At 25.6% G+C, this 25449-nt stretch carries 26 protein-coding genes; 13 read left to right on the top strand and 13 right to left on the bottom strand.

The features are described from left to right. The 9 genes from ABJG40_RS10840 to ABJG40_RS10880 all read left to right on the top strand — a co-directional run. The coding region (locus ABJG40_RS10840) for a glycosyltransferase family 4 protein (RefSeq protein WP_348024599.1) at positions 1-354 on the top strand (354 nt) is incomplete at its 5' end. Continuing rightward, entirely contained in the window at positions 351-899 is a 549-nt protein-coding gene (locus ABJG40_RS10845) for a serine acetyltransferase (protein WP_348024600.1), read from the top strand. The genes ABJG40_RS10840 and ABJG40_RS10845, both read left to right, overlap by 4 nt. Next, positions 899-2014 (top strand): glycosyltransferase, encoded by a 1116-nt coding sequence (locus tag ABJG40_RS10850; protein ID WP_348024601.1) that lies wholly within the window; start codon positions 899-901, stop codon positions 2012-2014. The genes ABJG40_RS10845 and ABJG40_RS10850 overlap by 1 nt, the downstream gene beginning before the upstream one ends. Next, complete coding sequence (locus ABJG40_RS10855; protein WP_348024602.1) at positions 2014-3093, top strand: glycosyltransferase; 1080 nt, start codon at positions 2014-2016, stop codon at positions 3091-3093. The genes ABJG40_RS10850 and ABJG40_RS10855 overlap by 1 nt, the downstream gene beginning before the upstream one ends. 85 nt (positions 3094-3178) lie before the next feature. Beyond that, positions 3179-4411: an O-antigen ligase family protein gene (locus ABJG40_RS10860; protein ID WP_348024603.1), complete on the top strand. Its 1233-nt coding sequence runs from the start codon at positions 3179-3181 to the stop codon at positions 4409-4411. After that, positions 4401-5414, top strand: coding sequence for a glycosyltransferase family 4 protein (locus ABJG40_RS10865; RefSeq protein ID WP_348024604.1), 1014 nt, complete (start codon positions 4401-4403; stop codon positions 5412-5414). The genes ABJG40_RS10860 and ABJG40_RS10865 overlap by 11 nt, the downstream gene beginning before the upstream one ends. After that, on the top strand, positions 5414-6703 hold the full coding sequence (locus ABJG40_RS10870) for a phenylacetate--CoA ligase family protein (protein ID WP_348024605.1): 1290 nt from the start codon (positions 5414-5416) through the stop codon (positions 6701-6703). The genes ABJG40_RS10865 and ABJG40_RS10870 overlap by 1 nt, the downstream gene beginning before the upstream one ends. Then, the gene (locus ABJG40_RS10875) at positions 6696-7439 is read left to right on the top strand and encodes a glycosyltransferase family 2 protein (RefSeq protein ID WP_348024606.1); all 744 of its coding nucleotides are present in this window, start codon (positions 6696-6698) and stop codon (positions 7437-7439) included. The genes ABJG40_RS10870 and ABJG40_RS10875 overlap by 8 nt, the downstream gene beginning before the upstream one ends. Then, positions 7436-8815, top strand: a complete 1380-nt coding sequence (locus ABJG40_RS10880; RefSeq protein ID WP_348024607.1) for a sugar transferase — start codon at positions 7436-7438, stop codon at positions 8813-8815. Before ABJG40_RS10875 ends, ABJG40_RS10880 begins: the two co-directional genes overlap by 4 nt. On the opposite strand, the gene ABJG40_RS10885 is transcribed toward ABJG40_RS10880, so the two are convergent. The 3 genes from ABJG40_RS10885 to ABJG40_RS10895 all read right to left on the bottom strand — a co-directional run bounded on the left by ABJG40_RS10885 (position 8795) and on the right by ABJG40_RS10895 (position 12106). Further along, positions 8795-9976 carry a DUF4105 domain-containing protein gene (locus ABJG40_RS10885; protein ID WP_348024608.1) on the bottom strand — a complete coding sequence of 394 codons (1182 nt, stop codon included), beginning with the start codon at positions 9974-9976 and terminating at the stop codon, positions 8795-8797. The two genes, ABJG40_RS10880 and ABJG40_RS10885, sit on opposite strands and share 21 nt — an antisense overlap. Before the next feature lie 5 nt (positions 9977-9981). Further along, on the bottom strand, positions 9982-11052 hold the full coding sequence (locus tag ABJG40_RS10890) for a PorV/PorQ family protein (RefSeq protein ID WP_348024609.1): 1071 nt from the start codon (positions 11050-11052) through the stop codon (positions 9982-9984). A 70-nt stretch (positions 11053-11122) separates the two neighbouring features. Continuing rightward, positions 11123-12106 carry an alpha/beta fold hydrolase gene (locus ABJG40_RS10895; protein ID WP_348024610.1) on the bottom strand — a complete coding sequence of 328 codons (984 nt, stop codon included), beginning with the start codon at positions 12104-12106 and terminating at the stop codon, positions 11123-11125. A 94-nt stretch (positions 12107-12200) separates the two neighbouring features. On the opposite strand from ABJG40_RS10895, the gene ABJG40_RS10900 reads away from it, so the two are divergent. Then, positions 12201-12956: a CDP-alcohol phosphatidyltransferase family protein gene (locus ABJG40_RS10900; RefSeq protein ID WP_348024611.1), complete on the top strand. Its 756-nt coding sequence runs from the start codon at positions 12201-12203 to the stop codon at positions 12954-12956. After that, positions 12934-13308: a glyoxalase gene (locus ABJG40_RS10905; protein WP_348024612.1), complete on the top strand. Its 375-nt coding sequence runs from the start codon at positions 12934-12936 to the stop codon at positions 13306-13308. Before ABJG40_RS10900 ends, ABJG40_RS10905 begins: the two co-directional genes overlap by 23 nt. On the opposite strand, the gene lptB is transcribed toward ABJG40_RS10905, so the two are convergent. Genes lptB through ABJG40_RS10925 form a run of 4 tightly spaced genes read right to left on the bottom strand, consistent with a single transcriptional unit; the run spans position 13305 to position 16209 of the window. Then, positions 13305-14042 (bottom strand): LPS export ABC transporter ATP-binding protein, encoded by a 738-nt coding sequence (gene lptB, locus ABJG40_RS10910; RefSeq protein ID WP_348024613.1) that lies wholly within the window; start codon positions 14040-14042, stop codon positions 13305-13307. The genes ABJG40_RS10905 and lptB overlap by 4 nt on opposite strands. 43 nt (positions 14043-14085) lie before the next feature. Next, complete coding sequence (locus ABJG40_RS10915) at positions 14086-14436, bottom strand: carboxymuconolactone decarboxylase family protein (protein ID WP_348024614.1); 351 nt, start codon at positions 14434-14436, stop codon at positions 14086-14088. Continuing rightward, positions 14429-15241 (bottom strand): twin-arginine translocase subunit TatC, encoded by an 813-nt coding sequence (tatC, locus tag ABJG40_RS10920; RefSeq protein ID WP_348024615.1) that lies wholly within the window; start codon positions 15239-15241, stop codon positions 14429-14431. The genes ABJG40_RS10915 and tatC overlap by 8 nt, the downstream gene beginning before the upstream one ends. After that, positions 15241-16209, bottom strand: coding sequence for a KpsF/GutQ family sugar-phosphate isomerase (locus tag ABJG40_RS10925; RefSeq protein WP_348024616.1), 969 nt, complete (start codon positions 16207-16209; stop codon positions 15241-15243). The genes tatC and ABJG40_RS10925 overlap by 1 nt, the downstream gene beginning before the upstream one ends. A gap of 141 nt (positions 16210-16350) precedes the next feature. Here ABJG40_RS10925 and ABJG40_RS10930 point away from each other — a divergent pair, with 141 nt between their 5' ends. Then, positions 16351-18534 (top strand): RecQ family ATP-dependent DNA helicase, encoded by a 2184-nt coding sequence (locus ABJG40_RS10930; RefSeq protein WP_348024617.1) that lies wholly within the window; start codon positions 16351-16353, stop codon positions 18532-18534. On the opposite strand, the gene ABJG40_RS10935 is transcribed toward ABJG40_RS10930, so the two are convergent. The 6 genes from ABJG40_RS10935 to ABJG40_RS10960 form a co-directional block, all read right to left on the bottom strand. After that, entirely contained in the window at positions 18531-19172 is a 642-nt protein-coding gene (locus ABJG40_RS10935) for a response regulator transcription factor (protein WP_348024618.1), read from the bottom strand. The two genes, ABJG40_RS10930 and ABJG40_RS10935, sit on opposite strands and share 4 nt — an antisense overlap. Positions 19173-19231: 59 nt before the next feature. Next, complete coding sequence (locus tag ABJG40_RS10940; RefSeq protein WP_348024619.1) at positions 19232-21121, bottom strand: sensor histidine kinase; 1890 nt, start codon at positions 21119-21121, stop codon at positions 19232-19234. Positions 21122-21124: 3 nt separating this feature from the next. After that, the gene (locus tag ABJG40_RS10945; protein ID WP_348024620.1) at positions 21125-21562 is read right to left on the bottom strand and encodes a hypothetical protein; all 438 of its coding nucleotides are present in this window, start codon (positions 21560-21562) and stop codon (positions 21125-21127) included. Positions 21563-21564: 2 nt separating this feature from the next. Next, on the bottom strand, positions 21565-22467 hold the full coding sequence (locus tag ABJG40_RS10950) for a hypothetical protein (RefSeq protein WP_348024621.1): 903 nt from the start codon (positions 22465-22467) through the stop codon (positions 21565-21567). 98 nt (positions 22468-22565) lie between these two features. Beyond that, positions 22566-23243, bottom strand: coding sequence for a ZIP family metal transporter (locus tag ABJG40_RS10955; RefSeq protein WP_348024622.1), 678 nt, complete (start codon positions 23241-23243; stop codon positions 22566-22568). Beyond that, entirely contained in the window at positions 23240-23965 is a 726-nt protein-coding gene (locus tag ABJG40_RS10960) for a class I SAM-dependent methyltransferase (RefSeq protein WP_348024623.1), read from the bottom strand. Before ABJG40_RS10960 ends, ABJG40_RS10955 begins: the two co-directional genes overlap by 4 nt. Before the next feature lie 182 nt (positions 23966-24147). Here ABJG40_RS10960 and ABJG40_RS10965 point away from each other — a divergent pair, with 182 nt between their 5' ends. After that, entirely contained in the window at positions 24148-25329 is a 1182-nt protein-coding gene (locus ABJG40_RS10965; RefSeq protein WP_348024629.1) for a class I SAM-dependent RNA methyltransferase, read from the top strand. Positions 25330-25449 lie beyond the last annotated feature (120 nt).

Raw genomic sequence — 25449 nt, forward strand, 5'->3', positions numbered from 1 at the left:
GGAAGCATGCCTTATCAGACACTTCCTAAGATTATAGAATCTTCACAAGTATGTGTTTTTCCTTCTATTGTAGAGTCTTTTGGATTAACAATAATTGAAGCTATGGCAATGGGTAAAGCAGTTGCAGCAAGTAATATTAAGCCGTTTAAGGAAATTGTTGCAAATAGTAATTCGGTTTCTTTTTTTAACTCCAACTCTATTAAAGATATTTCTGATAAAATATCAGTATTATTATCAGATAAAGAACTTAGAGAAGATAATGGGAAAAAAGGTAGAGCTCATATTTATAATATGTTTGATACCAATAAAATATTAGATGATAATATTCATTTTTATAAATCTATACTATCATGAGTTTATTTTTAACAGATATCAAAAAGTATAAAAAATATAGTAAGAAACCTGCTATTATTTTATTTTTTACAACACAAGGTCTTTGGGCTATTTTTGTATATAGAATTTCTAACTATATATTTAAAAGTAAATTTCTTGGTATACTAAAAAAACCACTTTTGTTGGTAGCCATTATTTTTCAAAAAGGGATTGAAATTATGACAGGTATTTCAATTCCATATTCATGTAGTATTGGGCATTCATTTTATATAGGTCATTTTGGAGGTATCATTTTAAATTCAAATGCAAAAATTGGAGATAATTGTAATATTTCTCAAGGTGTAACTATTGGTGTTAGTGGAAGAGGAGATAAACGAGGTGTGCCTATTTTAGGAGATAATATTTATGTAGGTGCGAATGCTGTTTTAGCAGGTAAAATTAAAATTGGTAATAATTGTGTAATTGCTGCAAATTCATTAGTAGTAGAATCAATTAAAAATAATGCTACAGTTATTGGTGTACCAGCAAAAGTTATTAATCAATTAGGATCAAAAGGATATATTTAATGAGGTTTTTAATTATTTCTGACGCACCAACTTTAAAAAAAGAAAATAAATTATTTGCATATGCTCCCTATGTAAATGAAATGAAATTATGGCTAAAGTATTTTAATGATGTTGTAATTGTTTCTCCTACCAAGTATAAAAAAGCACTTTTAGTAGATGAATTTAACTCAGAGTTAAAAGTATTTTCAATACCTTCAATTTCTTTAACCTCTTTTTTTGCAACTCTTAAAAGTATATTAGTATTGCCGTTAATTTTTTTTAAACTTTTTATAAATATGTTTAAGGCAGATCATATTCATATAAGAAATCCTGGGAGTATTGCTTTAATTGCTTGTGTTGTACAAATATTTTTTCCTTTTACACCTAAAACTTCAAAATATGCAGGTAATTGGGATCCCAAAAGTAAGCAACCTTTAAGTTATCGAATTCAAAAATGGATATTATCTAATACATTTTTAACAAGAAATTGCAAAGTATTGGTTTATGGAGAATGGGAAAATCAGTCAAAAAATATTATTCCTTTTTTTACTGCAAGTTATTATAAAAATGAAATTGAAGAAATTACTAATAAAGATTTTAAAGAAAAAATAAATTTAATTTTTGTTGGTGCATTAAGTACTGGTAAGCAACCTCTATTGAGTGTAAAAACTGCGCATAGGTTAATAAACGAAGGTTACAAAGTATGTTTAAATATTTATGGAGATGGAGTTATGAGAAGTGAGGTTGAAAAATATATAACAACTCATCAATTAAAAAATGAGATTATATTACATGGTAATGTAAATAAAGATGTTGTAAAAAGAGCATTTCAAAATTCACATTTTCTTATTTTTATATCTAAATCAGAGGGTTGGCCAAAAGTAGTTGCAGAGGCTATGTTTTGGAAATGTTTACCAATTTCATCTAACGTTTCTTGTGTATCGTATATGTTAGGTAAAGGAAAAAGAGGAACTATTGTTGATTCTCAAATAAATGATAAAAAGTTATCTTTAATAATAACAGATTATTTATACAATGAAGAATTATATATTAAAAAAGTCAATGCTGCTCAAAAATGGTCTCATAAATTTACTTTAGAAAAGTTTGAATCTGAAATAAAAAAACTTTTAGTATAATGAAAAAGTTAAGTGTAATTCAAATTATAGATAGTCTTAATACTGGAGGAGCAGAAGTATTAGCTGTTAATTTAGCTAATTTATTATATGAAGAAAAAATAGATTCTCATATTTGTGTAACAAGAAAGGAAGGGGCTTTAAAAAAAAATATTAATTCTAATTTAGGCTATATTTTTCTAAACCGAAAATTAACCCTAGATATCAAAGCAATTTATAACTTAACAAAATACATAAGAAAAAATAATATAAAAATTATTCATGCACATTCCAGTTCATTATTTATAGCTTTTTGTGTAAAAATTATAAATTTTAAAATAAAAATTATTTGGCACGACCATTATGGAAAAAGTGAAGAGTTGCCAAATAGGTCTTCTATATTTTTAAATATAATGTCTTTTTTTGTTGATACTATAATCTCTGTAAATTCGAATTTAAAGAAATGGGCGCAACATAAATTAAGTTGTAAAAAAGTTTTTTTTGTAAATAATTTTTCAACCTTTAATAATTTTGATAAAAAAACATTTTTAAAAGGTTTAGAAGGAAAAAGAATAGTTCATTTAGCGGCTTTAAGACCACAAAAAGATCATGAAACGTTAATAAAAGCATTTCATCTTTTTTGTAGCAAAAAAAAAGATTGGACATTGCATTTAATTGGAAGTATACTTAACGATAATTATTCTTCTAAAATATTAGATTTAATAGAGTCTAAAGACTTAAAAAAACATATTTTTGTTTATGGTTCAAAATTAGATATATATCATATATTAAATCAATCTTCCATAGGGGTTTTATCTTCTAAATCAGAAGGTTTACCAATTGCACTTTTAGAGTATGGATTAGCTAATTTGCCAGTAATTGTAACAGATGTAGGAGAATGTGGTAAAGTTGTAAAGCAAAATGAGTCAGGTATAGTTGTTGCTCCTTCAAATTTTGAAGCATTATTTGAGGCAATGTTAAAAATATCAAACTCTAAGGAGTTAGCAGAAAAATATAAAAAGAAGCATCATTTAAATGTTTTAAAAAAATATTCAAAAAAACAATTTGTAAAAAAAGTAGTAAAAATTTATATTGATAAATAAGGTTTTAAATAATAAGTTTTTGTTTATAAGTATCCATATTTTTATAGGTGTATTGGTTACTTTTTTGCCTATATCTAAGGCCTTAATGTTATTTGTTTTAATATTTGGTATTGTAACTATCTATAAAAATAAAAATAAAAATAAAGAAGTATTTTACATAGTTGGTTATATTATAGGTGTTGAAGTTTTTTTAAGAATGACAGGAGGAACTTTTTTATATGAAACAGGTAAATACAGTGTTTTACTTTTTACTATTTTAGGTTTGTTGTTTGATAAAATAAATGAAAAATCTTCAATTTTTTTTTTATTTTACATTTTACTGTTATTAATTGGGATCGTTTTTACGCAAACACCTCCTGGAGAATCTATAAGAAAAGCAGTAGCTTTTAATTTAAGTGGCCCTATAACACTTGGCTTTTTTGCTATTTATTGTTACAAAAGAAAAATTACAATTACACAGTTTAAGAACCTTCTTTTTATATGTTTACTACCAATGTTCTCAATGATAAGTTATATTTATTTTAGAACACCTAGTTTAGAAGAGTTGGTTTTTAGTACTTCTTCTAATTTTGATACATCTGGAGGTTTTGGCCCAAATCAAGTAGCTACAATTATAGGTTTTGGAGGTTTTATTTTAGCAGTGTTTTTATTTATAAGGATAAATTTATCTTTATATATTTTTATAGATGCTATTTTTTTAGCATATTTTATTTATAGAGGATTACTTACGTTTTCTAGAGGAGGTATGATTACAGCAGCATTTGCTTTTTTAATTTTTGCCTTTTTTATGTTTTCATATCAGAAAATTACAATTATAAAAATTTCTAAATATGTCTTTGTTACGTTTGTTTTATTTTTAGGAATTTGGTTATATACCTCTAATATTACTGGTGGTATGATAGATAACAGATACGCAGGAAAAAATGCAACAGGTGTTAAGAAAAATGATGTAACAGCTGGTAGAGGAGATATTATTGATATGCAATTAGAAAGTTTTTATGAATCGCCTATTTTTGGTATAGGTGTAGGTAATGGTAAATACAAAAGAATTGAAACAGGTAAACGAGTTACTGCAGCTTCTCATAATGAAATAGGTAGGTTAATTGAAGAACATGGAATGTTAGGTATTATTGCGTTATTTATTCTTTTAATTGTTCCATTAGAAAATATATACTTTAGTAATAATTATCAAAGAGCTTTTTTAAGTGCCTTTTTTGTATTCTGGTTTTTAACAATAAACCACTCAGCAATGAGAATTGCTTTTCCAGCTTTTGTTTATGGTTTAAGTTTAATTAAAATTGTACCAGATGAAGAATAAAAAAATTCTTTATATTGGTAATAATTTAACAAAAAAAACAAAATACAATTCAACTATTATTGTCCTTTCTAACTTGCTTAAAAAAGAAGGTTATAATGTTAGGGTCTTTTCTGATAAAACAAACAAAATATTAAGATTAATAGATATGTGTTTCTCTTTTTTTAAGTATAAGAAAGGGGTAGACTATGTTTTAATAGACACATTTAGTACCGTTAATTTTTATTATGCTTTAATCATTTCTCAATTATCAAGAATTTATAAATTAAAGTATATACCAATACTTCATGGAGGTAATTTACCTCAGAGACTAAATAAAAATAAGTTTTTGTCTAAATTGATTTTTAGTAATTCATATAAAAATATTGCACCCTCTAATTATTTAAAATTTGCATTCGAAGAAAAAGGATATCAAACAAAATTTATACCAAATATTTTAGAAATTGAAAACTATAATTATAAAAATAGAGCACAATTAGCACCTAAATTATTTTGGGTTAGAGCTTTTAAAGAAATTTATAATCCAACTTTAGCCATAACAGTTTTGTTTGAGCTTAAAAAAAGTTACCCAAATGCAAAACTTTGTATGGTTGGTCCTTTTGTAGATAAAAGTTATGAAGATTCTTTAACTCTTGTTGCTAATTTAAAATTAGAAGATTCAGTTGAGTTTACAGATGTTTTATTTAAAGAAGAGTGGCATCAAAAATCAATTGATTTTGATATTTTTATAAATACAACAAATTTTGACAATACTCCTGTAAGCGTAATGGAAGCAATGGCTTTAGGGTTGCCAGTAGTTACAACAAATGTTGGCGGAATTCCTTTTTTAGTTGATGATAAAATAGATGGATTGTTAGTTTCTAAATCTAATGTAGAAGAAATGACTAATGCAATTATTTCATTATTAAATCATTATCACCCTGATTTACCTAAAAAAGCAAGAGAAAAAGTAGAAAAATTTAGTTGGAGTTATAATAAAGAAAAGTGGTTTGAAATTCTAAAATAATGATAAGAAAAGCAATCTATCTTTTGGGGCAAAACTTAAGAAATCCCTCTTTAAAAACGAATTTTTCATTTTTAAAAAAATCAGAAAAATGGTCTTTAGAAGAATTAGAAGCATATCAACTTAAAAAACTGCAAAAACTCATTGAAGTTGCTTACAATCACTCAGAATTTTATCGAAATAAATTTGATGATTTAAAACTAAATATTTCTGATATAAAATCTATAAATGATATAAAAAACCTTCCAATAATAACAAAAAACGATTTAATAAAATTTACTCCTCAAATTCAAACAGATTTAAATTTTAAAAAGAAATTTTTAGCAACAACTTCAGGCAGTTCAGGAAAATCTTTGCAATTTTATAGAGATGAACATTCAGACTCTTTCAATAGAGCCTCAATTCAAAGAGGTTATTCATGGTTTGAAATAAATCCTTGGGATAGAAATGGTTATTTTTGGGGTTTTAACTTTTCTTCTTTTAAAAAACTAAAAAACAAAGCGTTAGATTTTCTTCAAAATAGATATAGAATTTTTAGCTATAAAGAAAGTTCGCTAAAAAAATTTATAGAGAAATCCAATAAAGCTAAATATATTCATGGATATTCTTCAATGATTTATCATACAGCAGTTTTAATTAATAAATTAGAACTAGCTAAACCTAAAGGTATTAAAATGATAAAAGGAACTTCAGAAAAAGTTTTTGAAAGTTATAAACCTGCAATAAAAAAAGCTTTTGGTGTTAATATAATTAGTGAATATGGTGCAACAGAATCTGGTATAATTGCTTTTGAATGTAAGAATGGAAATATGCATTTAAATATGGAAGGTGTTTTAGTTGAAGAAGTTAATGGAGAAATTCTAGTGACTAATTTACAGATGCATTCATTTCCTGTAATTCGTTATCAGTTAGGAGATTATATTTCTTTAGCTTCAAAAGAAAAAGAATGTGCTTGTGGTAAAAAGCACCTTATTTTAGAAGAAGTTACAGGCAGAATAGGAGAGATTGTTTATGGAATTAAAAATACCTATCCAAGCTTATATTTTTATTATATTTTTAAAAATTTATCTAAAAAAGAGGACGTTTATTTAAATTATCAAGTAATTCAAAATAAAAAAGGAAATTTACTTTTTTTAATAGAAGGTAAAATAAATACTGATATAGAAAGAAAATTAGTAAATGAGATAGTAAAATATTTTAAAAAAGATATTAATTTTGAAATTAAACATCCTTCAAAATTTGTCTATAATAAAGGAAAATTAAAAAACTTTATTTCAAATATTAATGAATAAACTTGTTTCTATTATAACGCCTAATTATAATTCCGAGAAATTTATTTCCCAAACTATAAATAGTGTTTTAAACCAGACTTATAAAAATTGGGAAATGATTATAGTAGATGATCTTTCTACAGATTCAAGTATAAAAATTATTAATTCCTTTTGTATAAAAGATTCTCGAATTAAACTTTTTCAATTAAAAGAAAATTCAGGAGCTGCAATTGCAAGAAATAAAGCTATATCATTAGCAAAGGGTAGTTTTATAGCATTTTTAGATAGTGATGATTTGTGGTTTTCTAAGAAGTTAGAAGTACAATTAAGTTTTATGATTACAAATAATTATTCATTAACGTATACTTCTTATGAAATTATTAATGAAAATGGTGTATCTAATGGAAAAAAAATACATTGTAAAGCTAGGTTAGATTATCATAGAATGTTGTATTCTAATGAAATAGGTTGCTTAACAGCCATTTATGATAAAGAGATTTTAGGTAAGGTATTTATGCCAGAAATTAGAAAAAGACAAGATTATGGTTTGTGGCTAAGTGTTTTAAAATCAGTAAATTACGCGTATGGTTTGCCAGAGGTTTTAGCAAAATATAGAGATAGAAGAGAGTCAATTTCAAATAATAAATTAGAAATGCTTAAATGGAATTGGAATTTATATAAAAATATTGAAAAATTATCTTATTTTCGAGCAACCTATTATACATTGTGTAATGTTATAAATAAATTACTAAAATGATTTCAAAATCATATTTTAACATATCTGAAAGAAAAGTTTTATTAAAATTTTTTGATGTTTTAATTATTATTGTAAGTCTTTTTTTATCGTCAAATTATTTAAATTTTAACTATATATTTTTTTCAAGTCAATTTTTTTTAAATTGGCTTTTGTTATTAGTTTTTTATTATTTAATTTTTGGAGAAATCTTTCAATTATACAATTTAAATGTTTCTAATAATAGATATACAGTTGTTAGAAGTATTACTTTAACAGCTTTTTTTACTACTATATTTTATATCTTTACACCTTTTATTTCTCCTGTTTTACCTTCTAATAGGCTACAAATTGTTTATTTGTTTTTAATACTTTTTTTACCAGTTGTTATTTGGAGGTTTTTGTATATGTGGTTAATATTTTCACCAAAATATTTTAAAAGCATTGTTTTTGTAGGAAAATCAGATAAAATACAAAGTATATTAAATCATGTAAAGAAAGATAATATTCATAATTTATTTGCTTATTTTTCTGATGAAGAAGTTAAAAATATTAAAGGGTTTAAGGATATTAATGATGTAAAACTATCTTCTTTGGTAGAAGAAAATAATATTAAAGAAGTAATCGTTTCTATTAAGGGGTTAACATCAGAAGTTATAGATTCTCTTAATAAAGAACTTATTTTATTATTTGAAAGGGGTATTAATATTGTTAGTTTAGAAACTTTTTATGAAGAAATTACCTTAAGAGTTCCTAAAGAATACTTAAAAAATAATTTTTATAAACATTTAAGTTTTAGTAAAAATAATAATAGTCGTTTTTATCTTTTTGGACTCAGGTTTTTAGATATATTATTTTCAGTACTTGGGCTTTTTGTTTTTTTATTTTTAATTCCTTTTTTAATTTTAGGTAATCTTTTAGGAAATAGAGGGGTATTGTTTTATACTCAAGAAAGAGTTGGTCAAAATGGACGAAAATTTAAAATTTTTAAGCTAAGATCAATGGTGAAAAATGCAGAGTCTAATGGAGCAGTTTGGGCTATTAAAAATGATCAAAGAATTACTGCATTTGGAAAATTTTTAAGAAATACAAGGTTAGATGAGTTTCCTCAGTTTTATAATATTTTAATAGGAGATATGAGTATTATAGGTCCAAGACCAGAAAGACCAGAATTTGTAAAAGAATTAGAAAAACAAATTCCTTTTTATGCCATAAGAAATGTTGTAAGACCAGGATTAACTGGATGGGCACAGGTAAATTATCCTTATGCAAATACTGTTGAAGAACAAGAAATTAAATTACGTTATGATTTGTATTATATTAAAGAAAGAAGTGCTTTTTTAGATTTTAAAATATTAATAAAAACAATTACTACAGTTTTATTTTTTAAAGGGCAATAGGCACTTGTATAAATATAAATATCTTACAAAAAGTAATATTAATAAAGGTATTATTACTAAAGGAAAAACTTGAATTTTAGCCATCCATAAAGCTGGAATTATAATTAAAAATATTATAAGTAGAAAAATATATTTTTTAAACCATTTAGATGTTTCTACTTTAAATAATAAAAAAGCTATAATTAAATTCGGGGCAAATGCCCACAAGAAATTAAAATTATTTGGTGCTGTAGAATGACTAGAAAAAAACCAAAGAAAAATAATTATAGAGCCAATTAATCCACTAGTAAAAAATAAAATAAAATCGAACCATTTTGTTCTTTTATCTCTTTTAATGTCTCTATAGGTTATTAGAAATCCTATAATTGCGAAAAAAGAGAATATTAAAAAAGGACTAATAAATAAAGTTTTAGGTTCTTTTTCTTTAAAATCTAAAAGTGTTTTATCTTTTTTAACTAATTCTTTAGATTGATTTTTTATAAATACAGTAGCGTTTTTAAATGAGTTAAATACATAATCTGGTAGAAACATGTATTCATCACTTGTTGCTTTTTTATCTAGTTTTATACCAGCAATTAAGTTTAAACCAAAGGTACCCCAAGCGTTCCAATGGATTTCATTATTTGTTAATTGTCTAAAAGTTAAATCTTTTGTAAAATTTGTGTCATCAAAATGAACTTTACTACCTAAAATATTTTTAGTGATATCTCTTAATTTTGTGGCACAATTATCAAAATAAGGATCATAAAGGTAATTTCTGTTTTTGGGAGATGCATTAGTTTCTAAGAAAACAAAATAAGCTTGTTTTTCTTTTTGTGTTAAATTTAAAACTTGTTCTTTAAGCCAACGTTTATCTCTTTTATAACTTGCTAAAAAGTATTTAAAATCATAGCGAGCTAAACTATAAATCATATTTCCTTTTGCAAAATTTAATAAAAAATTAGGCTGATTATAATCAAACATACCATAATTATAAATCAAATCTAAGTTTAAAACAGAGTCTTTAATTCTAATTGCAGAATGTCCAAAAGCTTCATATAATTCATTTCCAGGTCCTGCAGTAATAATACTTACTTCAGAATACACAGAAAGCTGAACTTGAGCTTTTAAAGGTGAATAAATGGAAAGAAGAAATAATAAAAAGAAGTATTTTTTTTTCATAAAAACTAGCGTCTAAAAAAACTATAATCAACAGTAATTGAAAAAATATTTGAATATAAAGCATTACCAACACTACCAATGTTTGTTAATGCATAATCTACTTTAATTCCATTGTAGTTAAACCCTACACCAAAATTAGGTTGTAATGAAAGAGATTTTGTATTGTCGTATTCTGTTATATATTGAAAATTTCCTACTCCAGATCTTAGATAAACTAAATCATCAAAGTTTAATTGAAAACCAATAGCAGGATCAACACTTAAAGAATTAGAAGAAAATATATCGTTTGTTTTAGAAAAACGAAAATTAGCATTTACTTCTGTTAATAATTTAAAAAAGAGACCTAACCTAAATGATTTAGCAATACCTAATTGTATTTTAGGTTTTGTAACTTCTGTTGTTTCTGGTAATTCTTGATTTTGTCCTGGAATTGCATCTTTAATTTTATTAAACTCATCTTCATTAATAGCCCAACTATTAAAAGTTGTTGTAATGTCTCTTGCCATTAAACCAAATTTCCAAGAATTACGTTCAAATTGAATTCCTGCATCAAAACCAAAACCCCAAGAAGAAGCAAAATCACCAATAATTCTTCTTACTATTTTTGCATTTACACCAAACTTAACATCTTTAAAAGGTAAGTTTCTGGCATAAGCAAAATTAAAAGCATAATCTGCAGAAGAAAAAAGACTAATTCTATTAAAATCAATATTTCCATTGCTATCAATTAATTCTGTGGTATTTAGAATATCATCAACACCAAATCGTATTACAGATATTCCAACTGCATTTTCTCTATCTATTGGCATTGCAAAACTTGCGTGATTATAATTGGCAATTCCTGCAAAATAAGAAGCATGCATTAAAGAACCTTGGTAATCTTCTATACCAACTAATCCTGCTGGGTTCCAGTAAATAGAATTTACATCATTTGTAGTTGCAACAATACTTTTACTCATTCCTAATCCTGCAGCATCAACACCAATAGTTAAAAATTCATTAGAATAGTTTCTAAATGCTTGTGCAGATAAAATGAGTGGAATAAATAATAAAAAAAATAATATTTTGTGTTTCAAAAGGCGAAAATTATCAATAACAAATATCTAAAAACATACTAAAATAACAGTAGTTTTTTAAAGATATTGTTTACATTAGATTAATCTGAATATTTTCTCTTATAAATCTTTCAATTCTGTTTTCTAACCAAGTATTGTCTGATGGTTTAAAAGAAGTCATAAATCCTACATGACCTCCATAATTTGGTCCTTCAAAAAAGAAATTATCAGAATCATGAGCTTCTTCAAAAGGAAAACATTCTTTTGATAAAAAAGAATCATCTTTAGCATTAATTAATAAAGTAGGTTTTTTAATTTTTGATAAATAGGGTTTAGAACTTGCTTTTTTCCAATAATCTTCAGGACTATCAAAACCAAAAACAGGTACTGTATATAAATGTTCTAAATGTTTAAATTTTGTAGCTTTAAATAATTGTGCTTTATCTAAATTATATTCAGGAAACTTAAATGCTTTTTCTAAGACTTTGTTTTTCATTGTTTTAAAAAACATTTCTATGTAGAGCTTGTTTTTTAACTTGTCCATTTCAATTTCTGCAGAAGCAATATCTATAGGAACAGAAACAGCAATTCCTCCTTTTATCTTTGGTGAAATATTTTCTGATTGCTCACCAATATATTTTAGTGTTAAATTTCCTCCTAAACTAAAACCAACAATTATTAAGTTTTCGTATTCATAATTGTCTAAAAGATGGTTTACAACAAAATCTACATCTTCAGTTTTTCCACTATGATATGTTCCTAGTAACAAATTATCATCACCAGAACAACCTCTTAAATTAAAACAAACAGTATCTAAACCTTTGTTATTTAAGTGTTTTGAGTTTGAAGCCATGTATTTAGATTCAGAACTTCCTTCTAAGCCATGAATAAGTAGAACTAAAGTTTTAGAGCCTACTAAAGAAAAATCTAAATCTATAAAATCATGATCCCAAGTAGTAATTCTTTTACGTAAATAACTACAAATATCTTTCATAAAAAGCGGTCTGTACATGGTGTTAAAATGCCCATTTTTAAAAGGTAAAGAAGGAGAATAATCTGAAGTAAATACTGGCATAGAAATTCTTTCTTACAAATATGACAAAAAAAAGCCGATTTAGAAAACCATCAAATTTTGATTTCTTATTTTAGCTTTTCAATTAATTTTTAAGATGAATATTAAAAAACACATTCCAAATTTAATAACACTTGGTAATCTTTTTTGTGGTACAATAGCCACTATTTTAGCAGTAGAAGGTAATTTTGTTTTAGCTGGTTTATTTGTGGTAATTGGAATTTTATTTGATTTTTTTGATGGATTTGTTGCACGTATACTAAACGTTACAGGTGAATTGGGGAAACAATTAGATTCTTTAGCAGATATGGTTACAAGTGGTGTTGTACCAGGAATTATAATGTTTAATTTATTATCTGTAAATAATAATTTAGGTTCTTTTTCTGTAAATACTGAGTTTATGAGTTGGAGTGGTTTTAAATTTGAACTTATACAAATTTTAGGTTTATTATTAACTCTTGGAGCTTGTTACAGATTGGCAAAATTTAATATTGATACAAGACAATCTGATTCTTTTATAGGTTTGCCAACACCAGCAATGAGCTTGTTTGTAATTTCTTTGCCTTTAATACAAGAATATTCAACAATTGAATTTGCACAAAATTTAATTACAAATAATTACTTTTTAATTGCAATTACAATACTTTTAACCTATTTAATGAATGCAGAATTGCCTTTATTTTCTTTGAAGTTTAAAGAGTATTCAATTAAAAATAATTTAATGAAGTATTTATTTTTAATGTCTTCTTTATTGATGATTATTTTTTTGCATTATATTTCAATTCCTTTAATTATAATAATTTACGTAGCTTTATCTGTAATTAATAATTATGGAAAACATACAACAGTTTAAATCAGTTAGAAGTTTTGTTGGAGCTAAAAACTTCGAAGAATCAAGAACTTTTTATAAAGAATTGGGTTTTTCTGAAGTAGTTTTAGCAGAAAATTTGTCTCTTTTTAAAATTGATAAAAAACTAAGTTTTTATCTTCAAAAAGCATATGTTAAAGATTGGGTAGATAATTCTATGTTATTTTTAGAACTAGAACATTTAGAAGAATATTTAGCAGAATTGAAATCTAAAAAACTTACAGAAAAATTTTCAAATGTTAAAATATCAGAAATTGTTATAAATAATTGGGGAAAAGAATTCTTTTTACATGATCCTTCAGGAATTCTTTGGCATATTGGTTGTTTTAATAATTAAAAAACTTTCTTTTTCTTTAATTCAAAATCTTTACCTAAATAAACTTTTCTAACCATTTCATCAGCAGCTAACTCTTCTGGTGTTCCGCTTTTTAGAATACTACCCTGATACATTAAATACGTTTTATCTGTAATGGCTAAAGTTGCTTGTACATCATGATCTGTAATTAAAATACCAATATTCTTATTTTTTAGTTGTGCTACAATACTTTGTATATCTTCCACAGCAATAGGGTCTACACCTGCAAAAGGTTCATCTAATAAAATAAATTTTGGATCAGAAGCTAAACAACGAGCAATTTCTGTTCTACGTCTTTCTCCACCAGATAATAAATCTCCTCTATTTTTACGAACATGACCAATGTTAAACTCTTCTATTAAAGACTCTAGTTTGTCTTTTTGTTGTTTTTTGGTTAAGTCTGTAAATTGTAAAACAGACATTATATTATCTTCAACAGATAACTTTCTAAAAACAGATGCTTCTTGAGCTAAATAACCAATACCTTTTTGGGCGCGTTTATACATGGCATCTTCAGTAATTTCTTCATCATTTAGAAAAATTTTACCTCCATTAGGTTTTATCATTCCAACAATCATGTAAAAAGAAGTTGTTTTTCCTGCTCCATTTGGACCTAATAGTCCAATAATTTCACCTTGTTGAACTTCTAAAGAAATTCCTGTTACAACTTTTCTACTGCCGTAGATTTTTTCAATATTTTCTGCTCTTAAAATCATAAATCAAATATAGTAAATGATTGAGGTTGAAATCTTAAATATATTATAAATTGCTTTCTTCTAAAGCTTCCCAATACTCAACAGCTCTTCTTAAATGTGGAATCATAATAGTACCACCAATTAAATTTGCAATAGACATTGTTTCCATCATTTCTTCTTTTGTAACACCATTTTTCATGGCAGCTTCTAAGTGATATTGTACACAATCATCACATCTTAAAACTGCAGAAGCTACTAAACCTAGTAGTTCTTTAGTTTTTACTGGTAAATGACCTTCTCTAAAAGCGTTTGTGTCTAAATTGAAGATTCTTTTAATAACTTTATTATCAGAATCTAAAATTTTATCATTCATTTTTTCTCGATAATCTTTAAATTCTTGAACTTTTTTATGCATCTTTTTGTTGTTTTTTAATAACTCTTTTAGAAACTTTAATACCTATTTCATATAAAATAAGAATAGGAATTGCTACAATTACTTGACTAGCAACATCTGGTGGTGTAATAATAGCTGCTAAAATTAATACAACTACTAAAGCATGTTTTCTATATTTCTTTAAAAAATCTGGCGTTATTAGGCCGATTTTTGTTAAAAAATAAATTAATACAGGTAATTCAAATAAAACTGAAACTCCAAGTAACATATTGGTAATTAGCCCTATATGAGATTGTAGTGTAAAACTATTTACAATATTTTCAGAAATCTGATAATTATACAAGAAATGTACAGAAATAGGTGCAATTACATAAAAACTGAATGCCAAACCTATAAAAAATAATAAAGATGCAGTAAAAATGAATCCTCTAGATTTTTTTATCTCATTTTTAGTTAATCCTGGTGCTACAAAACTCCAGATTTCCCATAATAAATAAGGAAAAGAGCAGATTACTCCTAATATTAATGAAGACCAAATAGAATTCATTAATTGAGAGGTAACTTTTATACTTTGTAATTTTTTATCAGCAAAAGTAACGTTACAAAAATCACTTTCTAAACCAAATAAATTAAAAAAATTACAAAATAATTGATATGTAATAAAATCTGGTTTAATATGGGCTAATAAGAAATGATCATACACCTGTTCTGCAAACATAAAAAAGCCTATAGCTAATATAAATATTGCAGAAGCACTTCTTACCAAATGCCATCTTAATTCTTCTAAATGACCTAAAAAGGACATTTCTTTTTGTGTTTCTGCCATTAGAAAATTCCTTCTTTAATTAAATCATGTAAATGCACAACACCAACATATTTTTTATTATTATCTACAACCAACATTTGACTAATACTGTTGTTTTCCATAGTGGTTAGAGCATCAATAGCCATAGCATCTAAAAGTATCGTTTTTGGATTTTTACCCATTATATCTTTTGCTGTAAACTGATTAATTTCTGTAGTTTTTGATAACATTCTTCTAATATCACCATCAGTTATAATACCAACCAAATCATTATTATTAAGAACTGCAGTAACACCTAATCTTTTTGCAGAAATTTCTATAATTACATTTGCAATAGTATCAGCAACATTAACTTTAGGTATTTCATTATTTTCTACTAAATCAGCTACTCTTAAATACAAACGTTTACCTAAAGCACCTCCTGGATGATATTTAGCAAAATCTTTACTAGTAAATCCTCTTAAATTTAGTAAACAGATTGCTAGAGCATCTCCTAAAACCAATTGAGCAGTTGTACTGGTTGTTGGAGCTAAATTGTTTGGGCAAGCTTCTTTTTCTACAAATGCATTTAATGTAAAGTCTGCATGCTCACCTAAATAAGAGTTTGTATTTCCGGTAATTGCTATTATTTTGTTTCCATAATTTTTAATTAATGGCACTAAAACTTTAATTTCTGGTGTGTTTCCACTTTTAGAAATGCAAATAACAACATCATCTTTTTGAACATTACCTAAATCACCATGTATAGCATCTGCAGCGTGCATAAAAATTGCTGGTGTGCCAGTAGAATTCAATGTTGCTACAATTTTAGTAGCAATATTTGCACTTTTACCAATTCCTGTTACAATAACTCTTCCATTAGAATTTAAAATAAATTTAACGGCATCTTCAAAGCTGTCATCAATTAAATTTGCTAAATTAGCTATAGCATTACTTTCTATTAAAATGGTTTCTTTAGCAGTTTTAATAATAGAGTTTGTTTTTTTCAATAGTATTGTATTTTATCAGAATAAAAAAAAGTTATATCTTTAGATTAAGAAATGAGCAAATTTACTATAAAAAATAGTTAGAGCAAAAATTATAGTATGTTTGTGAATTGATTATAAATTTAAAAATAAATATTTATATAAATGGATTTATATAGTCCTCTAAAAAAATTCTTTGGTTTTAATAAATTTAAAGGATTACAAGAGAAAGTAATAAAAAGTATTGTAGATGGTAATAACACTTTTGTTATAATGCCAACAGGAGGAGGGAAATCTCTTTGTTATCAGCTACCAGCTTTAATGTCTGAAGGAACTGCAATTGTAGTTTCTCCATTAATTGCTTTAATGAAAAATCAAGTAGATGCCATTAGAGGTATTTCTGAGAATAATGGTGTGGCCCATGTATTAAATTCATCATTAAATAAAACAGAAATAAGTCAAGTAAAAGAAGATATATCTAACGGTATTACAAAGCTTTTATACGTAGCACCAGAATCTTTAATAAAAGAAGAATATGTAGCTTTTTTAAAGTCTCAAAAAATTTCATTTGTTGCCATTGATGAAGCACATTGTATTTCTGAATGGGGGCATGATTTTAGACCAGAATATAGAAATTTAAAGCATATAATTAAAGCAATAGATAATGTGCCTATTATCTGTTTAACAGCAACTGCAACAGAAAAAGTACAAGAAGATATTTTAAAAACTTTGGGCATTTCTGATGCTAATAGATTTAAAGCTTCATTTAATAGAGCAAATTTATTTTATGAAGTTAGACCAAAAACCAAAGAAGTAGAAAAAGATATTATCCGTTTTGTAAAACAAAGAGAAGGTAAATCTGGTATTATTTATTGTTTAAGTCGAAAAAAAGTAGAAGAAATAGCTCAAATTTTACAAGTAAATGGTATTAAAGCGGTGCCTTATCATGCTGGTTTAGATGCAAAAACACGTGTAAAACACCAAGATATGTTTTTGATGGAAGATTGTGATGTTGTTGTTGCAACTATTGCATTTGGTATGGGAATTGACAAACCAGATGTACGTTTTGTTATACATCATGATATTCCTAAAAGTTTAGAAAGTTATTACCAAGAAACTGGTAGAGCAGGTAGAGATGATGGAGAAGGGTATTGTTTAGCATTTTATGCGTATAAAGACATAGAAAAGCTAGAAAAATTTATGGCAAGTAAACCTGTTGCAGAACAAGAAATTGGGCATGCACTTTTACAAGAAGTTGTTGGTTATGCAGAAACATCTATGAATAGGCGTAAATATCTGTTACATTATTTTGGAGAAGAATTTGATGTAGAAAATGGAGATGGAGCAGATATGGATGACAACTCTAGAAACCCGAAGAAAAAACATGAAGCCAAAGAAGATGTAGTTTTTTTACTAAAAGTGGTTAAGAATACCTTACAAAAGTACAAAGCAAAAGAAATTGTAAATACAATTGTTGGTAAAGAAAATGCGCTTTTAACTTCTCATAAAACGCATTTACAACCATTTTTTGGTAATGGAAAAGATAAAACCGCTCTTTATTGGATGGCATTAATTAGACAAGTTTTGGTGATACATTTAATTAAAAAAGAGATAGAACAATATGGTGTTATTAAGTTAACAGAAAAAGGTAAAGAGTTTATAGATAACCCTGTTTCTTTTATGATGACTGAAGATCATACTTATAATGAAGAGAATGATAATTCAATAATTACAAATTCTAAATCTTCAGGAGGTGCTTCTGATGAAAAATTAATAAAAATTTTAAAAGATTTACGTAAAAAAGTTGCCAATAAACTAGGTGTTCCACCTTTTGCTGTTTTTCAAGACCCTTCTATAGATGATATGGCTTTAAAATACCCAATTACTTTAGCAGAACTATCTACGGTTCATGGAGTAGGAGAAGGTAAAGCTAGAAAATTTGGAAAAGAATTTATAAAATTAATTGGAAGTTATGTAGAAGAAAATGATATTTTAAGACCAGATGATTTAATTGTTAAAAGTACAGGAACAAATTCTGGTTTAAAATTATTTATTATTCAAAACACAGATAAAAAACTACCTTTAATAGATATTGCGAAATCAAAAGGTTTAGAAATGAGTGCTTTAATTAAAGAAATGGAAATGATTATCTTTTCTGGCACTAAGTTAAATATTGATTACTCATTAGATGATTTATTAGATGAAGATCAGCAAGAAGAAATTCATGATTATTTTATGGAAGCAGAAACTGATAGAATTCAGGATGCTTTAGATGAATTTGATGGTGATTATGATGAAGAAGAATTGCGTTTAATGCGAATTAAATTTATTAATGAAGTAGCAAATTAGAATTGGTATTTTTTATCAATTGCATATTTAACCAATTCACTACCAGAAGATAAATTTAATTTACGAATCATATTTTTTCTATGTGTGTCTACTGTTGTTTTTGCAATAAATAATGCTTCAGAAATTTGTTTAGAAGTTTTTCCGTTAGAAATTAAATTGAGAATTTCTTTTTCTCTGTTAGATAATGTAATCTTATCTGTTTCTCCTATAGTTACATTATTATTTATATAGCTATTCATAAAATTGAAGGCAACATTTGGGTCAAAAAAAGTTTCTCCATTAGCCACAGTTGATATAGCATTAGATAACATTTTAATTCCTGAATTTTTTAAAATATAACCAGTTGCACCTGCATCTAACATTTGTTTAATTGCATCTGGTTGATCAAACATGGTCATTGCTAAAACATGAATATGAGGAAGTTGTTTTTTTATAATTCTTGTAGCTTGTATTCCATCCATAATTGGCATTCTAATATCTGTAATTACCATTTTAGGTTGTTTTAAAGTTACCAATTTTACCAATTCTTCTCCGTCATTTGCAGTGTCTATAATATTAATTTTATCATCATATTCAAAGAAAGATTTTACACCATCTATTAACATTTGATGATCTTCTGCCATAATAATTGTAATCATAGTCTTTTTTTATAAAAATACATATTTTAAAACTATTAATAATACCTACAACTAAGGAGTTAAAAAATAGGAATGTCAATAATTATAGAGCTTCCTTTTCCTATACTAGAATCTATTTTAAATGTTCCGTTTAAATGTTCTACTCTTGTATTTATTGAACTAATTCCCATTCCGTTTTTTAGATTTACTTTATTTATATCAAAACCCTTTCCATCATCTTCAATTATAATATTGAGATTTTTATCAAATAAAGAAATATTGATGGTAGAAATTTGAGCATCAGCATGTTTAAGAATATTGGTTATTAATTCTTGAATAATTCTAAAAATGGTTATTTCTAAACTATTTTTTAAACGCTTGTCTAAACCAAAATGAATAACTTCAATTTTAATTTTATCGGCAGAAGATATTTTCTCTGCCATTATTATTACTGCAGTTAGTAAGCCTTGATTAGCAATTACACCAGCATTTTTAGCATGTGCAATACTTCTTACTTTTAGATAAGCTTCATCAATTAACCCCTCTGTTTTATCAAACAAAGTTTCTTGGTTAATCTTTTGCTTTTCACGGTTTATTTTTAGGTTTTCAAAATGCAACTTTAAGGTTGCTAAAACACTTCCTAAATTATCATGCAAATCTTCAGCTATTCTTTTACGTTCTTTTTCTTGTCCATCTACCATAGCATTTATGGTAGTTAGTTCTTGTTCTTTTAAAAGTGTAAGATTTTTTTGAACCTCAAGTTGTTTTAGTTGTTCTGCTAATTTTCTTTTTCTTTTGGAACTTTTTACAGCTAAAATAGAAATAATACCACCAGTAAAGATAAATATGAGAGAAGCTATAAGAAGGTTTCTATTTTTTTCTTTGTCTATTTTTAATTGAAGATTTTCTTTTTCTTTTTGGGAAGTTTGATATTTTATGTTTAAATCATTTAATTTTACATCTTTTTCAATTTGATTTATGCTATCACTTATTTTTTTTTCTTTTAATGAATATTTATAAGCTATGTTATATTGTTTCAAACCAGAATACGAAAGATGAAACCACATATACATTGATTCAACATCTCTTTTTTTATTTGCGATAACCTGATTTTTTTCTGCAATTTTTAATTGCTTTATAGATTCATTAAATTTTTTTCTCATAAAATTTATAGCACCTAAGCTTATATAATAATTAAAAATTCTATGTTGAGCAAAAGCCTCATCTTTATATTTTACATAGATAGAATAGGCCTTAGTATAATATTTTGTAGCTTTATTATATTCTTTTTTAAAATAAGCAAAGTTTAACCCCATTAAATGATAAATATTTGCTTCTAGTATTTTATTTTTAGTACTTAATGCTTTTTTTAAAGCATGATCAAAATATTTTTGATTAATTGGTGATGGATTTTCTGAGTTAGCAGAAACTTGAATTTTATAAATTAATTGGTTTATTAAAAAAAAGACTTCTTCATTAGTATTGTAAATATATTTTTTATGATTTTTATTGTATCTTTTTAAAATTAAACTATCTCTATTAAACTTAAGTGTGTAATAAACTAACTTTTTAAGTGATTCGCATAATAATAAAGTATCATTAGAGTTAATTGATGCCTTGTAAGCTTTAGTATAATATTCTAAAGCTTTATCATCTCTTCCTAGAAAATTATTCAAAAAATAATCTCCCTTAAGAATATTATATATAACTTTAATAGTAGAATCTTTGGTCTTAAAACTATTTAAAATATTAATGTCTCTATTACTAATTTTACCAAATCTTAAAAAATTTACATTTAAATTTAAAAGGTCCCTTAAATTTTTATTATCAATTTTTGAATTATAATTTAATGCAGAGTCTAGTTGATATGTATTGGTATAATGAAAACTCTCAAGAAGTATTTTTTTTACTTCTTGAGAGTATCCATTGAAAAGAATTAATAATAATAGTAATGATAATGTTTTCTTCAAATATTATACTAGTTTATTTGTTAAACAAGGCCAACCACCAACATTTGTCGTATCACCCCCACAATCTTCAGAAAAATCTAAATGAAAACGTAGTTTTCCATTTCCTCCTATATTAACTTCTAAAGGTGGTGAGAATTCAAATTTAGCTACATCAAAATTTGGATTATCTGAAGTTTTTAAACATATTTTAACACCCGGTAGCCCCATATTATCGATTGGTATAAACTCAAACGAGTGTTTTAAAACAACATATCTGATATCATTATTTAGATATTTAATAGCAAAGTTTATTGTTTTAATTTTTACTTTTTTTGTACGAGCTATTCTTTCAGTATTAAATTCTCCTAATATCATAAAAGCATTTTTAGCTACAGAATAAGCACAAACAACCTGAAAACCTTTGTCAGGTCTTAAATCTAAATTAAAGTTTTGTAGTTCCATTTTTAAGTATTAAATTGATTAATTATCTTTATATTTTCTTTTTTAATATTTAATTTATGACATATGTACTTAATAACGTTGTTAATATTATTTAATACCGAAAATTTTGTGTTTTTTGCAAATAGTAAACCAATTGCTTCGTTACTTGAGTTTATAGCAAGAGAACCAGAATCTCCTCTAAACATTTTATAATTTGTAATTATTTGTTCTTTTAGAATAATAGGAGGGTCATAAAAATCACTATTCTTTTTACTAGTTTTTACATATGCGTAAGTAGACACAATATTTTGAGTAATATTATTAATAAAAATTCTTTGACAGTCTATAATATTCTGAGTTATAAAAACCTCATCATTTTCTGTTGGATTAAATTCTTCCGTTAATTCAACAATTGCTAAATCTAAATAGCTAGAAACAACTCCATCATAGTAAGTGCCGATATTTCTATACTTTGTTGGATGATCTTTTTTTGAAATAATTTTTTGTATAATATCATTATCTTTATAATTTCGACCTATAACATGTTGATTTGTAACTAGAAAAAAAGATTCAGTATCTCTAATTTGAAAAACAAAACCAACACTTCCACTTTTATATGATGTTACTTTATTTCTAATTCTATCACCTACTTTAATATTATTTAAACTGGTTTCATTTGAAAGGGGAATAAATGTATTTCCATCAGAAATTGGGATTATTATATCATTATATTCTATATTTTTATTAACAATTAGATTTGATTTTTTTTTTTCTAATTTAAAGTCAATATTACCTTTTAACTCATATAGATTTTCTTTAATTTTTAAAGGATACAATAATGTTAAATTCTCATATTTATTAAATAAGTCTAGATAGTTATTTTTTAAAAACTCTCTGATTTCTAATAAAGTAAAATATTTTACCATTAATTAAGTAATTATGTTATTTTCAAATTTAAGTAAATTTTGTAAAAATTATATACCTACAAATAGGTATTTTAACTTCAATAAATATAAGTAAAAAACTACAAAGTAAAAATGGTAAGCATTACACCTAAAAGAATGGCAATAAATTTCTGTAAGTTAAATTTATGGTTTTCAGTGCTTTCAAAAAGAATAATTGTAGAAATATGTAAGAAAACTCCAATTATGAATGCTGTAATTTCGGTTGCATATGTTGAGAAAAAATGAATTTTATCACCTAATAAAACCCCTAAAGGACTCATTAATGCAAATACAATTAAAAAAATAAAAGTATGTAGTTTAGAGTATTTGGTGTTTATTAAAAACGTTGTTAAAACTACTGCAATTGGTATTTTATGAACTACAATTGCCCACAATAAATTATCACCAGTATTATGAATTGGTAAACCTTCTGAAAAAGCATGAATAGATAAACTTATAAATAACAATGTCGGAAACTTTTTTCCATTAGAATGTATATGAATATGTCCATGTTCTGCACCTTTAGAGAAAGACTCTAAAACAGACTGAATGATAATTCCAACAAGAATAAAAATACCAATTTTTTTATATTCTGTAGAGGTAGAATATACCTCAGGTAATAAATGTAAAATAGTGACAGATAGTAAATATGCGCCACTAAAAGCTAATAATAAGCGTACAACTTTATGAGATGGTTTTAAAATAAAAACCAATAAAGAACCAATAAAAACAGAAGTTATTAAAAGGATGTAACTCATTTTGCAATAATAATTAATCTATCTGAAGTTTTTGAATCAAAATTATCTAAATTATAATTTCCAAAAGTATTTGTTATTGTAAAACCTACTTTTTTTAAAAAGGAAGTCATTTTTTTAAGATCTAAATATTTTACTTGTTCTGTATAAGAATGATTTTTTCCATCAGCAAAAAAAGAAATCTGCTTTAAAATAAAACCATTTTTAATTTCTCTTTTTATGTTAAAAGTAATATTATCAACAACTTTTGTTTCTTTAGTAACTAAATTTTGTTTTACTTTTTCAGCATTTAAAAAGTCGAAAACAAAAAAACCATTTGTATTTAATCCGTTTTTAATATTCTGAAGAATTAAAATATCTTCTTTATCATCTTTAAAATACCCAAAGCTAGTAAACAAATTAAAAATACTATCGTATTTATTATTAAAAGGTTGGCGCATATCATGAACTTTAAAATGTAAAGTATCATTTTCAAATTTTTTAGCAGCTTTTATACTATTTTCAGCTAAATCTCCACCAGTAACTTTAAAACCTAAAGAGTTTAAAAATACAGAATGACGCCCTTTACCACATGGTAAGTCTAAAATATGAGTTGTTTTTGGCAAGTTTAAAAAAGTAGTAATGTTTTTCATAAACAATTGCGCTTCTTTATCATTTCTATCTTTATAAAGTATATGATAATAAGGTGTGTTAAACCAATCTGTAAACCAATCTTTTTGTTTCATTTATAATATAATATACCTGTATTTTCTCAAACTATTAAGATTGATTTTTTTGTTTTATAACTTATAACTTTTGTATAGTTTCTAGCTGTAAAAGTAATTAAAACTTACGTTTCTTAAAATGAATTTCTTAATTACTGTAAAAGCTATTTTTAAATAGTATTTTTGCAGTCAATTTTATGAGTATGAATAGAGATTTTAAAATGACAGCAACAACACTTTTTGGTTTAGAAGGTGTTTTAGCAGACGAACTTAAAAAATTAGGCGCACAAGATGTAAAAGAAGGTGTAAGAAGCGTTTCTTTTAGAGGTGACAAAGGTTTTATGTACAAAGCAAATATTGCTTTAAGAACGGCTGTAAGAATTTTAAAACCGATTAAAACCTGTAAAATTTACGACGAAGAAGATTTATACGAAGCTATTCAGAAAATTAAATGGGAAAATTATTTAGAAGCTGATGGTACTTTTGCTATTGGTGCAGTTGTAAACTCTAAAAATTTTACTTCTAATTCGCATTATATTTCTTTAAAATCTAAAGATGCTATCGCAGATTATTTTCGTCATAAATACCATAAAAGACCTAATGTAGATTTAAAATATCCAGATGTAAAAATACATGTGCATATTCAAAAAGATTGGTTAACAGTTTCTTTAGATTCTTCTGGAGATTCTTTACACAAAAGAGGATACAGAACTGCTACCAATATTGCACCAATAAACGAAGTTTTGGCTGCGGGTATGGTTTTATTGTCTGGATATACTGGCGATGAAAATTTTATTGACCCCATGTGTGGTTCTGGGACAATTTTAATTGAAGCAGCAATGATTGCCAATAATATTCCTGCAAACATCAACAGAAAACTCTTTGCTTTTGAAAACTGGAAAGATTACGATGAAGACTTGTATTTTACTATACAAGACGCTTTGTTAAAAAAAATAAGAAATTCTCATTTTAAAATTATGGGTTTTGATAAAGCACCATCTGCAGTACAAAAAGCAAAAGCAAATATTGTTAGTGCAAATTTAGATGAGTTTATTGGTGTGCATCATGTAAACTTTTTTAATTCTACCAAAGAAGTTTTTGGTAACACAACTATTTTGTTCAATCCACCTTATGGAGAACGTTTAAACATAGACACAGAAGAGTTTTACAAAAAAATAGGAGATACGCTTAAACATAATTATCCAGGTTCTACAGCGTGGTTGATAACATCAGATGTACAAGCTTTAAAAGCAGTTGGACTAAGAACTTCTAAAAGAATTGCACTTAAAAATGGAGATTTAGATTGTAAGTTTGTAAAGTACGAATTGTATGAAGGTACACGAAAAATTAAAGAGCGTAAAGAAACCCCTAACTCTAAAGATTAATTTTTTAGAAGCTATTTTCTGTTTTTCATTTTATTACTTAACTAAAAGTAATTGAGTAATTATTTTATAATCTTATTAATTTAAAAAGAGATTAATTCATTTATCATTTATAGAGATTGT

Source organism: Polaribacter sp., assembly GCF_039939415.1.
Classification (GTDB): Bacteria; Bacteroidota; Bacteroidia; order Flavobacteriales; family Flavobacteriaceae; genus Polaribacter.

What these genes read in the sequence shown, in the direction of transcription:
- tatC (WP_348024615.1), bottom strand. Translation starts at nt 15,241, where the DNA reads ATGGCAGAAACACAAAAAGAAATGTCCTTTTTAGGTCATTTAGAAGAA.
- ABJG40_RS10865 (WP_348024604.1), top strand. Translation starts at nt 4,401, where the DNA reads ATGAAGAATAAAAAAATTCTTTATATTGGTAATAATTTAACAAAAAAA.
- ABJG40_RS10960 (WP_348024623.1), bottom strand. Translation starts at nt 23,965, where the DNA reads ATGAAACAAAAAGATTGGTTTACAGATTGGTTTAACACACCTTATTAT.
- ABJG40_RS10905 (WP_348024612.1), top strand. Translation starts at nt 12,934, where the DNA reads ATGGAAAACATACAACAGTTTAAATCAGTTAGAAGTTTTGTTGGAGCT.
- lptB (WP_348024613.1), bottom strand. Translation starts at nt 14,042, where the DNA reads ATGATTTTAAGAGCAGAAAATATTGAAAAAATCTACGGCAGTAGAAAA.
- ABJG40_RS10895 (WP_348024610.1), bottom strand. Translation starts at nt 12,106, where the DNA reads ATGCCAGTATTTACTTCAGATTATTCTCCTTCTTTACCTTTTAAAAAT.
- ABJG40_RS10930 (WP_348024617.1), top strand. Translation starts at nt 16,351, where the DNA reads ATGGATTTATATAGTCCTCTAAAAAAATTCTTTGGTTTTAATAAATTT.
- ABJG40_RS10885 (WP_348024608.1), bottom strand. Translation starts at nt 9,976, where the DNA reads ATGAAAAAAAAATACTTCTTTTTATTATTTCTTCTTTCCATTTATTCA.
- ABJG40_RS10845 (WP_348024600.1), top strand. Translation starts at nt 351, where the DNA reads ATGAGTTTATTTTTAACAGATATCAAAAAGTATAAAAAATATAGTAAG.
- ABJG40_RS10965 (WP_348024629.1), top strand. Translation starts at nt 24,148, where the DNA reads ATGAATAGAGATTTTAAAATGACAGCAACAACACTTTTTGGTTTAGAA.
- ABJG40_RS10900 (WP_348024611.1), top strand. Translation starts at nt 12,201, where the DNA reads ATGAATATTAAAAAACACATTCCAAATTTAATAACACTTGGTAATCTT.
- ABJG40_RS10870 (WP_348024605.1), top strand. Translation starts at nt 5,414, where the DNA reads ATGATAAGAAAAGCAATCTATCTTTTGGGGCAAAACTTAAGAAATCCC.
- ABJG40_RS10860 (WP_348024603.1), top strand. Translation starts at nt 3,179, where the DNA reads ATGTTATTTGTTTTAATATTTGGTATTGTAACTATCTATAAAAATAAA.
- ABJG40_RS10880 (WP_348024607.1), top strand. Translation starts at nt 7,436, where the DNA reads ATGATTTCAAAATCATATTTTAACATATCTGAAAGAAAAGTTTTATTA.
- ABJG40_RS10855 (WP_348024602.1), top strand. Translation starts at nt 2,014, where the DNA reads ATGAAAAAGTTAAGTGTAATTCAAATTATAGATAGTCTTAATACTGGA.
- ABJG40_RS10945 (WP_348024620.1), bottom strand. Translation starts at nt 21,562, where the DNA reads ATGGAACTACAAAACTTTAATTTAGATTTAAGACCTGACAAAGGTTTT.
- ABJG40_RS10850 (WP_348024601.1), top strand. Translation starts at nt 899, where the DNA reads ATGAGGTTTTTAATTATTTCTGACGCACCAACTTTAAAAAAAGAAAAT.
- ABJG40_RS10915 (WP_348024614.1), bottom strand. Translation starts at nt 14,436, where the DNA reads ATGCATAAAAAAGTTCAAGAATTTAAAGATTATCGAGAAAAAATGAAT.
- ABJG40_RS10935 (WP_348024618.1), bottom strand. Translation starts at nt 19,172, where the DNA reads ATGATTACAATTATTATGGCAGAAGATCATCAAATGTTAATAGATGGT.
- ABJG40_RS10950 (WP_348024621.1), bottom strand. Translation starts at nt 22,467, where the DNA reads ATGGTAAAATATTTTACTTTATTAGAAATCAGAGAGTTTTTAAAAAAT.
- ABJG40_RS10875 (WP_348024606.1), top strand. Translation starts at nt 6,696, where the DNA reads ATGAATAAACTTGTTTCTATTATAACGCCTAATTATAATTCCGAGAAA.
- ABJG40_RS10955 (WP_348024622.1), bottom strand. Translation starts at nt 23,243, where the DNA reads ATGAGTTACATCCTTTTAATAACTTCTGTTTTTATTGGTTCTTTATTG.